The organism is Methylophaga marina, from assembly GCF_030296755.1.
In the GTDB taxonomy this organism is placed as follows: Bacteria; Pseudomonadota; Gammaproteobacteria; order Nitrosococcales; family Methylophagaceae; genus Methylophaga; species Methylophaga marina.
This window is the reverse complement of record NZ_AP027741.1, coordinates 1,131,625-1,143,180: the sequence shown is the minus strand read 5'-3', so window position 1 is coordinate 1,143,180 and position 11,556 is coordinate 1,131,625. Positions and strand designations below refer to the sequence as shown.

Annotated in this window: 10 protein-coding genes and 2 pseudogenes; 9 read left to right on the top strand and 3 right to left on the bottom strand. The window is 44.6% G+C overall.

The window, feature by feature from the left end:
* Positions 1-91: 91 nt before the first annotated feature.
* The 4 genes from QUE24_RS05870 to hldE are packed head-to-tail and all read left to right on the top strand — an operon-like array spanning position 92 to position 3,885.
* A complete protein-coding gene (locus QUE24_RS05870) occupies positions 92-382 on the top strand; it encodes a DUF2782 domain-containing protein (RefSeq protein WP_050797540.1) in 291 nt (96 codons plus the stop codon).
* Positions 383-408: 26 nt separating this feature from the next.
* Positions 409-1,356, top strand: a complete 948-nt coding sequence (locus QUE24_RS05865; RefSeq protein WP_286305680.1) for a homoserine kinase — start codon at positions 409-411, stop codon at positions 1,354-1,356.
* Positions 1,357-1,363: 7 nt separating this feature from the next.
* Complete coding sequence (gene waaC / locus QUE24_RS05860) at positions 1,364-2,401, top strand: lipopolysaccharide heptosyltransferase I (protein WP_286305679.1); 1,038 nt, start codon at positions 1,364-1,366, stop codon at positions 2,399-2,401.
* Positions 2,402-2,439: 38 nt separating this feature from the next.
* Positions 2,440-3,885, top strand: coding sequence for a bifunctional D-glycero-beta-D-manno-heptose-7-phosphate kinase/D-glycero-beta-D-manno-heptose 1-phosphate adenylyltransferase HldE (gene hldE / locus QUE24_RS05855; protein ID WP_286305678.1), 1,446 nt, complete (start codon positions 2,440-2,442; stop codon positions 3,883-3,885).
* Positions 3,886-3,899: 14 nt separating this feature from the next.
* On the opposite strand, the pseudogene QUE24_RS05850 reads toward hldE, so the two are convergent.
* The 3 genes and pseudogenes from QUE24_RS05850 to QUE24_RS05840 all read right to left on the bottom strand — a co-directional run bounded on the left by QUE24_RS05850 (position 3,900) and on the right by QUE24_RS05840 (position 6,458).
* Positions 3,900-4,705: pseudogene (locus QUE24_RS05850) on the bottom strand (aldo/keto reductase).
* Entirely contained in the window at positions 4,705-5,895 is a 1,191-nt protein-coding gene (locus tag QUE24_RS05845) for an FAD-dependent oxidoreductase (protein WP_286305677.1), read from the bottom strand. Before QUE24_RS05845 ends, QUE24_RS05850 begins: the two are co-directional and overlap by 1 nt.
* An 8-nt stretch (positions 5,896-5,903) precedes the next feature.
* Positions 5,904-6,458: a D-sedoheptulose-7-phosphate isomerase gene (locus QUE24_RS05840; RefSeq protein WP_286305676.1), complete on the bottom strand. Its 555-nt coding sequence runs from the start codon at positions 6,456-6,458 to the stop codon at positions 5,904-5,906.
* A 128-nt stretch (positions 6,459-6,586) separates the two neighbouring features.
* Here QUE24_RS05840 and rfaP point away from each other — a divergent pair, with 128 nt between their 5' ends.
* From rfaP to QUE24_RS05815, 5 genes and pseudogenes are all read left to right on the top strand, one after another.
* On the top strand, positions 6,587-7,387 hold the full coding sequence (gene rfaP / locus QUE24_RS05835) for a lipopolysaccharide core heptose(I) kinase RfaP (RefSeq protein WP_286305675.1): 801 nt from the start codon (positions 6,587-6,589) through the stop codon (positions 7,385-7,387).
* A 1-nt stretch (position 7,388) separates the two neighbouring features.
* Positions 7,389-8,795: a protein kinase domain-containing protein gene (locus QUE24_RS05830; protein ID WP_286305674.1), complete on the top strand. Its 1,407-nt coding sequence runs from the start codon at positions 7,389-7,391 to the stop codon at positions 8,793-8,795.
* Positions 8,792-9,928 carry a glycosyltransferase family 4 protein gene (locus QUE24_RS05825; protein ID WP_286305673.1) on the top strand — a complete coding sequence of 379 codons (1,137 nt, stop codon included), beginning with the start codon at positions 8,792-8,794 and terminating at the stop codon, positions 9,926-9,928. The genes QUE24_RS05830 and QUE24_RS05825 overlap by 4 nt, the downstream gene beginning before the upstream one ends.
* Positions 9,928-10,960: pseudogene (galE, locus tag QUE24_RS05820) on the top strand (UDP-glucose 4-epimerase GalE). Before QUE24_RS05825 ends, galE begins: the two are co-directional and overlap by 1 nt.
* Positions 10,953-11,552, top strand: a complete 600-nt coding sequence (locus QUE24_RS05815; protein ID WP_286305672.1) for a YrbL family protein — start codon at positions 10,953-10,955, stop codon at positions 11,550-11,552. The pseudogene galE and the gene QUE24_RS05815 overlap by 8 nt, the downstream one beginning before the upstream one ends.
* Positions 11,553-11,556 lie beyond the last annotated feature (4 nt).

The following is an 11,556-nucleotide window of genomic DNA, read 5'->3' as shown; positions in this document are numbered from 1 at the left end:
CAAGCAGCGGAAATGCTATCTTTAGTGCCAAATGACACGGAGCATCCACATGTTTAACAAATTCGCTATTGTATGCGCAGTTACCCTGGTAATGACAACCCAAGTTTGGGCAGATGAAAAATCAGTGATGGAAAAACCACCAGTGATTCCTGAGCCATTACAAAGCGGTGAAAGCATGGAGCCCGATATCAATATTATCCAGGAAGATGACCGTACTGTTGAAGAGTACCGAATGAATGGTCAGCTTTATATGATTAAAGTTACGCCGTCTATTGGCAAACCTTATTACTTGATGGACTCTGATGGGGATGGTTCACTTGAGACAAAAAGCTTTGAGCTGGACTCTGGTGCCGTTCCAAACTGGATTCTATTGGAGTGGTAAGTCCTTTATCTATCTGAGTTCTTTTAATGTCAGTTTACACTGAAGTCGAGCGCGACGATTTAGTCGCGTTTTTGAATGATTATTCTGTCGGGGAATTGGTGTCATATCAGGGCATCAGTGACGGCATCGAGAATACCAATTATTTTGTCAGTACAAGCAAAGGTGAGTATGTACTCACTTTATTTGAGCAGCACACTTTTGGTGAGTTAGCTTATTTTCTTGATGTGATGACGTTTTTTTATATGAATGATATTCCATCTGCGCATCCTGAAGCGGATAGCCAGGGGCAATATCTAAAGAAGCTCTGTGGCAAACCTGCGGCGCTGGTTGTGCGATTACCAGGCAAGGGCGTCAATACGACTGCTACAGTTGAGCAATGCGCACAAATTGGCGATGTACTGGCTGAGATGCACATTGTGGGGCAGTCATTTCAATCAAGACGACCTTCTGAGCGTGGTCCTGACTGGCGCCAGCAAACAGCACAGCAACTATTGTCTAAGCTGGATGATGACAGAGCGAGCATATTAAAAAATGAACTTGCTTATCAGCAAGGTTATGCGACGTTGGGATTACCTGAAGGGGTCACTCACTCAGACTTATTCCGTGATAATGCGTTGTTCGAGGGTAACAAACTTAGCGGCATTATCGACTTCTACTTTGCGAGTGATGAATACTTACTTTATGACTTGGCTGTCGCCGTGAATGATTGGTGTGTCGGAGAAGATGGTTTACCCGAAACTAATCGTTACCAGTCTCTTATGACGCACTATCTACAAAAAAGAGCATTAACAGAATCCGAGCAAGCCAATTGGAATATGGTTTGCCGGGCGGCGGCACTGCGTTTCTGGCTGTCTCGATTACAGGATCAACTTTTTCCGCGTGAAGGTGAGCTGACTCAAATTAAAAACCCGGATGCATTTTTAACTATTCTCAAGTATCACCGTGAGCATCCATTAACGCTGGATTTTAACTAAACAGCTGATGCGCGTTCTGATAATTAAACTGACTTCAATGGGCGACCTGATGCATGCTCTGCCAGCGCTCACTGATGCTGCTAAGGTCTTTCCTGATATTGAATTTGACTGGGTGGTGGATAGTGCCTTTGCGGCGGTACCTCAATGGCATCCACGTGTGAAGCGTGTGATTACTACATCACACCGACGCTGGCGGCAAAACTGGTTTGGTCATTTATTTAATGGTGAGATAGGTCATTTTTATAAAGCATTAAATCTCGATGACTATGACGTTGTCATTGATATGCAAAATAATCTGAAAAGTGCCCTGGTCAGTCTGTTAAGAAAAGGACCCGTTTCCGGCCTGGACAAATACAGTTGTCGTGAAAAGCCGGCTTATCTTGCTTATCGCCATAAACTTAATGTGAATCCAAACCAGCATGCGGTTGAGCGTATGCGTCAGATTATGGCAAAAGCGCTTGATTATCCTTTGCCTGACTCCGAAGCAGAGTATGGCGTGGATTTGGCACACTGTCAGTTGCCACAATTGGCATTTGAACTACCAAAAAATTATGTAATGCTGGTTCACAACGCAAGTTGGCTAACGAAATTATGGCCAGTACAACATTGGCAAGCGTTGACCTTAAAAGCGATTGAAGCAGGATATTCTGTGGTAATCCCCTCAGGGAATGATGAAGAGTATCAGCGAGCCTTGCAGATCGCCGCTGTTAGCGACCATGCCTATACCTTACCGAGGTTGCCACTCGATAATGTCGTGGCCATTATGCAAGGTGCCAAAGCCGCTTTGTGTAGTGATACGGGCCTTGCGCATATGGCCGCAATGATGGATAAACCCGCCATTACTCTATATGGCTCAACGGATACGCATCTGATTGGCACAGCGGGCCAGAATCAGCAGCATTTGATTACAGGAATGTCGTGTTCACCTTGTTATAAACGACGTTGTCCTCTGCCAGAAGCAAAATCCGGTATGCCCGTATGTATGGCTGAGATGCAGCCAGACCAAGTCTGGAATAGACTCGCCGCTGTTTTACAAGCACAATAACGCCTCTGACTTCTTTTCTGGCGTGATAAAACCGCATTATGAAATTTGATTTTCCTGAATTCCATCAAGCCCGTATTGCTGTTATTGGTGACTTGATGCTTGATCGTTTTTACTATGGCAAAGCCAGCCGAATTTCACCTGAAGCCCCTGTGCCAGTGGTGAATGTGGAACGCCTGGAAGATGTACCTGGTGGTGCTGCCAACGTGGCGATGAATATTGCTTCGTTGGGTGCACAATGTAATATCACCGGCATCACAGGGGCTGATGAAGCCGCCAATGTCCTCAAACAAAAACTGCATGCGGTGGGGGTGAATTGTTTATTTCATCAAGCCGCCCATAACTGCACCATTATCAAGTCACGTGTCATCAGCAGTCATCAACAGTTAATCCGTCTGGATTTTGAACAGCGTTTCACAGAGCAAGTGGCTCAGGATATGGAGCATTTAGCTGAGCACGTTACCGATAATGCGAAAGTGATTGTGCTGTCAGACTATAACAAGGGTACCTTAGCCCATCCGCAGTATTGGATTGAAAAAGCCAGAGATAAACAAAGCCTGATTTTGGTGGATCCGAAAGGAGACGATTTCACTAAATATCGTGGTGCCGATCTGATTACCCCGAATATGAGTGAGTTTGAGGCGGTCGTTGGCGCCGTGGAATCAGAACAGGATCTTATCAGCAAAGCGCAAACGCTGATTAAATCTCTGAATATTAAAGCGATTCTCATTACTCGTAGTGAACATGGTATGACGCTAGTGCAGGCGGATAAACCTGAATTTCATTTGCCTGCTATCGCTAAAGAAGTGGCTGATGTGACAGGCGCTGGTGATACCGTTATTTCAACATTAGCGACAGCATTAGCTGCCGGCGTCAGCCTGGAACAAGCGGTCACTTTAGCCAATGTAGCTGCCAGTATTGTGGTGACTAAACTAGGCACCTCAACGGTCAGTGAACCTGAACTGCGTCAGGAATATGAACGTCATCAGGGCATCAACAACACCGATCATTGCATTGGCGGTGCTGTTACCGTTGAGCAGTTAAAAATGGCGGTAGACCAAGCCAAAAACCGTGGTGAGAAAGTCGTGTTTACCAACGGCTGTTTTGATATTTTGCATGCCGGGCATGTGACTTACCTTCAACAAGCCAGAGCCTTGGGTGATCGTCTGATTGTTGCTATCAATACTGATGAATCAGTTACAAAATTAAAGGGTGAAGGTCGTCCAATTAATACCGCAGACAGACGTCTGACTGTTTTGGCTGGATTAGCTGATGTGGACTGGGTGACCTGTTTCCCTGGTGATACGCCAGAGGAGTTATTACGACTGATCCAGCCCGATATCCTGGTCAAAGGCGGTGACTATGATAAAAAAGGCGTGGTCGGCTGGGAAATCGTTGAAGCTTATGGCGGTGAAGTGAAAGTGATGGGGCTGGTGGAAAACTGCTCTACGACAGCAATTGTGAATAAAATTAATCAGCGCGACTAGCTTTTAATACGAATTTATTCAGCTAAAGCTTTAACCGCCTTACTGATATTGTCATATAGGTGAGCTGGGTTAATCGTGCCGATAATCACACTACTTACGGCTGGTTCATTAAAGATAAAGTCGAAATTGTCCTGAACCGTGTCTGTACCGGCTTGTTTCGCCAGGTGGCCACTACCAAGCGCTTTTTTAATGAAAATGCCTTTATTGAGTTTGGCTGCCTGCTCAATGACGGCCTGTTCTTCCAAGTATTGCAGATTATGCATCACCATGGCGATATCAGACTGTTCCAACGTCAACATCCCGCCTGTAACGGTTTTGGTGGACATACCACTGGCACGAATCCAACCTCGCTGTTTTAAGTCAGCTAAGACTTCCAGAGCACCATGATGACGGATGATATGTTCATCATTTCCATCAGAGTGAATCAACACAATATCTAACGCATCTTGTTGTAAAGTTTTTAAGCTGTTTTCGATACTTTTAATCAGTGATTCAGGTGTAAAGTCATAGTGTGATTCACCGCTTACGGCATCAAAATACTCACCCGCTTTGGTGGCAATAATCCATTCGCGCCGGACTTTTTTAATAATTCTCCAAGGCGTTGCTCACTGCGACCATAAGCTGGTGCGGTATCAATCAGATTAATACCCGATTCCCAGGCTTGCTCAAGCAAGGCAATCACTTGTTCATCATCTGGAATTTGAAAGCCATCAGGGTATTTCACCGCTTTGTCGCGACCGATTTTTACAGTGCCAAGACCGAGTGGTGAAACTTGTATACCTGTCTCCGCAATTGGATTTTTTTGTTCTAAATAGGCCATCAAAAAACTCTGTCCCATAACGGTTTAGCGATCTCTGGGTGAGGAAAATCAGGATTGTCGTAACTGCGTTTTTCTATAGCATCGACATTAATGGCTTTCAGAACCTGATCGGCTAAATCCGGTGCCAGAGCTAATTTGGTGGGCCAGCAAATATGAAGATTCTGTTGTGAATCAATAAAAGCATGATCCGGTCGGGTAAGATTGGATTGCTTGGGCTCTGCGCGGTTCACAGCATGCGTGGCCCAATCAAGAGCTGGCAATTCAAACCATGGCAAAATATTGTTGAGCAATTGCTTGGCTTCGGTGATCAAGTTTTCTTGCGATTTAGCAACGCCTTCTTCAGCGATATTGCCGCCGATATACCAGACCGTGTCACCTTGCTGTGTTTTATGGCTGGAAATTGTCGCAATAGGTTTGGAACCACTACCCAGGCTATGGGCATAGATGGTCGGCAGAGGTTGATTGGGGTTTTGGCTCTTGCATAGCACCATTTGTAGCGGTCTACGCTGCATGCTGGGTTGTTTAATCGACAGCGATTGCAATAAGACTTCATTGCCTTCTCCTGCTGTCAGCACAAATTGTTGGGCATGGATAGTGATATCGCCAACCTGAACTGACTCCAGCTGTTGTCCTGAACGTTGCCATTGGTATTGGCTATTGCTAGGCACTGATAACATACGCGAACGCCATTTTGCCGTGATTTTTTTCAGCAGGCTTGGAATATCTAATACAGGCTCATCAAGTTGATAGAGTGTGCCTTTAAAGCCTGCATCCTGAAATAATGCTGGCGCATCCCGTTTATCAACACGCTGCATGCGGCTGCTTAAGGCTTTGCTGGCAAAAAACGACACCATCTTTGAAGACAGTTTGTCTTTAGACCAGAGTAGTTGGTGATCAGCCAATTTTTTGACATCACGAAGATCGATATCACCTTCACCATTTAGGGCGTCTTTCCAGCGAGCAGGCATGGTACTGATGACTTGCGCTGCTTTGGATAACACACCGTTCAGGGCATATTTACTGCCACCATGAATAATGCCTTGAGAGCTAAGCGTTTGTCCCTGGCCGATTTGCCCATTCTCTATGAGCAAGGCATGGATACCCATATCGTTAAGGCGATGATGTAGACATAAGCCAGCAATGCCTGCGCCGATAATGACGATATCGGTGTGAAGAGTAGTTTGAGTCATGAATAAATTTAGTCTGTCTCGTCGAGGGTTTCACACAACCAGTGACCAATCAGAATATGTCCTTCTTGTACCCGAGCGGTTTCTTTGACGGGAACGGCCACACACTCATCAGCAATGTCAGCTAGCTGACCACCACCTTCACCGGTGAAAGCGCAGGTCCAGATACCCATCTCCTTAGCCGTCTTGATTCCGTTAATAACATTGCCACTATTACCTGATGTGGATAATCCAATGGCGATATCGCCTGGGCGTCCCAAAGCGAGAATCTGGCGATCAAAGACCGTATCAAACTGATAATCATTGCTGTGAGCCGTCAGAATTGAGGTGTCTGTAGTTAAAGCGATGGCACCATAGGGTCGACGGTCTTTGTGATAACGCACCACAAATTCTGCTGCTAAATGTTGCGCATCAGAGGCGCTGCCACCGTTGCCAAAGAACAGAATTTTATTGCCTTGTTTTACACAATCTGAAATTCGGGCAGCAAGTGCTGTGACTTGTGGTTCAAGTGCAAACAGACTTTCGATCATCGCCTGATGACGTACGATAGTGGCTTTAAATGACACGGCTTCCCCTTAAACTGGTGTAGTGATGATAACATCTCACTTTTCGACATCGACAGTTTAACAAAATTCAGACTGACTGGCGGTTTTGAGGCAAGACTGAGTTTGACTGAATCACATCATAAAACTGAATGAAAACACATACACTGTATTTACGTGAAGACTTAGCCCAGGCTTGGCGGAATAAAGCTATCTTTCCTTGGTTGCAGACCATGCCGGGTGAAATCTTTCGTGACAAAGAAGGGCGGCGGACATTACGTTTCGAGGTCGAACAACACAGCTACTTTCTGAAATATCATCAAGGTGTAGGTTGGGAAGAAATTTTCAAAAACCTGTTGTCTCTACGCTTACCGATTATCAGTGCCAGAAATGAATGGCAGGCGGTGCAGTTTTTACAGTCTCATCATCTGGATACCATGACCTTAGCCGGCTATGGCGAAAAAGGATGGAATCCAGCCAAACGCCATTCTTTTGTGATTACTGATGATTTGACCGATACCATGAGTCTGGAATATCTGGGGCAGCAGTGGCGACAGACACCACCGTCATTCAAAAGCAAATACGATTTAATCCAGAAACTAGCCCATATCGCTGGGACCATGCATAAAAATGGTATGAATCATCGAGATTTTTATCTTTGTCATTTTTTGCTGGATAAGTCGTTTGCTGAGACCAATGTTTATCAGCCCTCAATGCCGATATATTTAATTGACCTTCACCGTGCTCAAATTCGGAAAAAAGTGCCATTACGCTGGCAAATAAAGGACTTGGGTAGTTTATATTTTTCTGCCTACGCTGTGCCGCTGACCCAGCGAGATTTGTTCCGCTTTATCAAGACCTATACCCAACTACCTTTGCGCCAGGCACTGTCTCAATATGCTGATTTGTGGCAGCAGGTTAAACAGCGGGCAGATAAACTATATGCTGAATAATATGTCAGATATTTATGTCATTATCAGCACTGATAGCCGACCGCAATTACCGTTTGAGCTGCAATTAGAACAAAACAGCTATCAGTGTGTGCAAATTCTGCGTGACTTGCCAGAGCGTCGCTTGGTGATGAAAGCCGTAGATAGTCACGGCAAAAATGTCGTAATTAAATTATTCGCTAATCAGGCAAAAGCTCAAAAAGACTTTGAACGAGAGTTACAAGGTGTTGATGCGGTCAAGCCTGTGGCAGTAAAAACACCTAATTTATTGTTCTCTGTGTCTGAGCCACATGGTTCAGCACTGGTGTATGACTTTATTGAAAACAGTCAGACGTTTCACCTTGATTCGGCGGTTCCTCAGCGCTTGGCATTGCTATCAGAGTTAATGCTTACTCTGCACTCAGGCGGTATTTATCAAGATGATATCCATCTCGATAATTTATTACTCAGCGGTGATGAGATTGTGCTTATCGATCTGGGCTCTGTGAAACAGTCAGGTGACGGCAAAGCACTTGATAAAGATACTAGCCTGACAAACTTGGCCAGACTATTTGCCCAGTTTTCATTGCAACAGCGTAGTCATTTGATGCCTTTGCTTAAAGTTTATTATGAAGGACGTGGTTGGCATTATTCGGCCGATGAGCAGCAACAGTTTAGTCAGCTGTTAGACAAAGCATGGCAGCAACGCAAAACACAATTTCTTAAGAAATGTTTTCGTCCATGTACGATGACGTATTATCAAAAGAATATTCATTGGCAGGTCGCAGCAAAACGAGATTTCTGGCAACAGAGTCAACTTCAGTCCGTCCGTGATATTGAGGCATTATTTGCTGGCGCTCAGGTATTAAAAGCCGGTAATACGGCGACAGTTGTACGCACAAAGCTGGCTGGCCGTGAGGTCGTTATCAAACGTTATAATATTAAGAATCTGGGTCATGCCATAAGCCGCTGCTGGCGACCAAGCCGGGCCGCGGCATCATGGTGCAATGCTAATTTACTGGTTTTTTCTGGTATTCCGACAACCGAGCCTCTCGCCTTTATTGAAAAGCGCATGGGTCCATTGAGACAAACAGCTTATTTTATTAGCGAATACCATGAGGCCGAGGAGTTGTTAGATGTTTACCAGCAACGCATGCCAACGGAATCAGAAGTGAGTCAGATTCAAACTATCTTTTCAGATCTGAACACAATGCAAGTTGGCCATGGTGATATGAAAGCGCAGAACTTGTTATTAGATAAGCAAGGTAAAATCAGGCTTATTGATTTAGATGCTATGCGAGAATATGGCAATAAAAAACAAGCGATCATGGCTCACTTGCAAGATAAAAAACGCTTTCTGAAAAACTGGAAGAATCCTGAGTTGGAGGCCTTTTTCAGAGTCATGCTGCAGGGACAAAATACACGTTTATGAAATACGCGGTCTGTTTATATAAGTTTTTCCCTTTTGGCGGACTTGCTCGTGATTTTATGAATATCATGCAATGCTGCCTGCAAGCTGATGATACGGTCGACGTATATGTGATGGAATGGCAAGGGGACGTCCCTGAGCAGTTTAATGTGCATATTATTGAAACCAAGGGCTGGAGCAACCACGCCAAGTTACAATCCTATATTGATCAGCTTTTGCCACAATTACATCAGCAAAATTATGACCTGGTCATTGGATTTAATAAAATGCCGGGGCTGGATGTTTATTACGCGGCAGACCCTTGTTATATCGATCGTATTCAGTCACATCCTCTGTATGCGCTTTTACAGTTTTCCGGACGTGTAAAATTTTATAAAGCTTGTGAAGAAGCCGTTTTTGGCAAGCAGTCGAATACCGTGTCAATGATGATTTCTGATGTGCAGCAAGCCCTGTTCGAACAACATTATCAGACACCTCAAAATCGTTTAATCAGCTTACCGCCAGGTATTGACCGTGACAGGCAGCGTCCTGCCAATGCTGAACACATTCGTCAGCAAGTCCGTGCTGAATTTAATATTCCTCAAGATGAATGGTTAGTACTGATGGTGGGGACTGGTTTCAAAACCAAAGGGGTTGATAGGGCTATTGCTGCGTTGGCCAGATTACCTGATAAGCTCAAGAATAAAACCAAACTAATGATAATTGGTGACGGTGATAACCGTTATCTACAACGCCAAGCACAGCAAGCCTCTATTGCTCAGCAAGTGACATTTCTTGGGGGACGTTCCGACATTCCCCGATTTTTGCTGGCGGCCGATCTGTTAATTCACCCAGCAAGAAAAGAAAATACAGGTACGGTGATTCTGGAAGCTATGGTGGCAGGGTTACCAAGCTTAGTCTCTGATGTGTGCGGTTACACCAAACATGTGACTAAGGCAGATGCGGGACGGGTTATTAGCGATGCCGAGAATGCAGAAAAAACGGCTTTAGATTTAGCGGAAATGTTGGATAAAGACAAGTTACTGTACTGGTCGCAGCAGGCGCTTCACTATGCCGCGACCGAGGATTTGTATAGTATGCCGCAGCAGGCTGCCACAGTGATTACATCACTGGCAAAACAAAAAAGGGAAACGTAATGACAAAAACAGTATTGGTCACCGGTGGCGCGGGTTATATTGGTTCACATATTTGTGTGGTGTTATTAGAAGCCGGTTTTGAGGTCGTGGTGGTGGATAACCTCAGTAATAGTTCATCTATTGCGTTAGATCGTGTCAGTCAGATCACCGGAAAAAAATTGGCTTTTTATAAATCCGACTGTCGTGATAAAACTGCCCTACAAGGTATTTTTAATACGCATCCTATTGACGCTGTTATTCATTTGGCTGGCCTGAAATCAGTGGGGGAGTCATGCGCATTTCCTTTGATGTATTACCAGAATAATCTTGATGCTACTTTCGTCTTACTAGAAGTAATGCAACAGTTCTCCGTGAAGAATTTTGTGTTTAGTTCTTCAGCCACGGTCTATGGTGATCCGGCTTCCATGCCTGTTAATGAAACATTTCCAACATCAGCGACCAATCCTTATGGGCGAACCAAATTGATGATAGAAGAAGTTCTGGCGGATATGGTCAAGGCGACGCCAGACACATTATGTTGTATTGCTACGCTACTTTAATCCGGCAGGGGCGCATGAGTCGGGCCTAATCGGTGAAGACCCCAGTGCCATTCCTAACAATTTAATGCCCTATGTGACACAAACTGCGATTGGTAAACGAGAGTGCCTGTCTGTGTTTGGCGGTGACTATGACACAATAGATGGTACAGGGGTGCGTGATTACATTCATGTGATGGATTTAGCTCGAGGGCATCTTGAAGCACTTAACTGGCTGGAATCAGAAGCAACCGCGCCATGTTGTAAAGCCGTCAATCTTGGCACAGGACAAGGTTACAGCGTACTTGAAGTGATTGCAGCTTTTGAGCAAGCCTCAAATAAACAAGTGAAGTATCAAATTGTTGAACGACGGGCAGGTGATGTCGCCACTAATTATGCGGATCCGACATTAGCCAAATCTCTACTTGGATGGACTGCTGAAAAATCACTTGAAGATATGGTCACCGATGCGTGGCGTTGGCAGAGTCAAAATCCTAACGGGTATGGTAATGCTTGAGTTATCCAACACGACTCTAGTCGGTAAAGGCTTGCACAGAGAAGTACATGTGCACCCTGATGATTCATCAAAATGCGTCAAAGTGGTCGTTTTACGTGGTGAGGAAGAAACACGTCGTGAACAGGCCTATTATCGATTTTTACAACAGCGAAATATCGACTGGCTAAGTTTGCCAAAGTTCTATGGTAATGAAGACACCAATATGGGATCTGGTGCGGTGTTTGATTTGATTCGTGACGAGGATGGTCAGGTTTCAAAAACATTAGAGTTTTATCTGGATAATCTGGCATCGACTTCTGCATTAGTCGAACCCATCAGTCAGGCTCTAATCCGATTGAAACAGGACCTGTTAGAACAGAACATTATTACCATGACACTCAAACCGAAAAATATGGTTTTGCAGCAGCGGAATGATGGCATGAGGTGTTTGATTATCGATAATATCGGTAACTCGGATATTATTCCGATTAGCAGTTATGTTCGGCTTTTCGGCAAAAGAAAGATTGAACGGAAATGGGAAAAGTTTCAACGCCTGTTATCAAAGCAATTTATTAACCAACCCAGCATACAGAAAATTATAAAAGCAATATAAGGAC

What these genes read in the sequence shown, in the direction of transcription:
- QUE24_RS05870 (WP_050797540.1), top strand. Translation starts at nt 92, where the DNA reads ATGACAACCCAAGTTTGGGCAGATGAAAAATCAGTGATGGAAAAACCA.
- QUE24_RS05865 (WP_286305680.1), top strand. Translation starts at nt 409, where the DNA reads ATGTCAGTTTACACTGAAGTCGAGCGCGACGATTTAGTCGCGTTTTTG.
- waaC (WP_286305679.1), top strand. Translation starts at nt 1,364, where the DNA reads ATGCGCGTTCTGATAATTAAACTGACTTCAATGGGCGACCTGATGCAT.
- hldE (WP_286305678.1), top strand. Translation starts at nt 2,440, where the DNA reads ATGAAATTTGATTTTCCTGAATTCCATCAAGCCCGTATTGCTGTTATT.
- QUE24_RS05845 (WP_286305677.1), bottom strand. Translation starts at nt 5,895, where the DNA reads ATGACTCAAACTACTCTTCACACCGATATCGTCATTATCGGCGCAGGC.
- rfaP (WP_286305675.1), top strand. Translation starts at nt 6,587, where the DNA reads ATGAAAACACATACACTGTATTTACGTGAAGACTTAGCCCAGGCTTGG.
- QUE24_RS05830 (WP_286305674.1), top strand. Translation starts at nt 7,389, where the DNA reads ATGTCAGATATTTATGTCATTATCAGCACTGATAGCCGACCGCAATTA.
- QUE24_RS05825 (WP_286305673.1), top strand. Translation starts at nt 8,792, where the DNA reads ATGAAATACGCGGTCTGTTTATATAAGTTTTTCCCTTTTGGCGGACTT.
- QUE24_RS05815 (WP_286305672.1), top strand. Translation starts at nt 10,953, where the DNA reads ATGCTTGAGTTATCCAACACGACTCTAGTCGGTAAAGGCTTGCACAGA.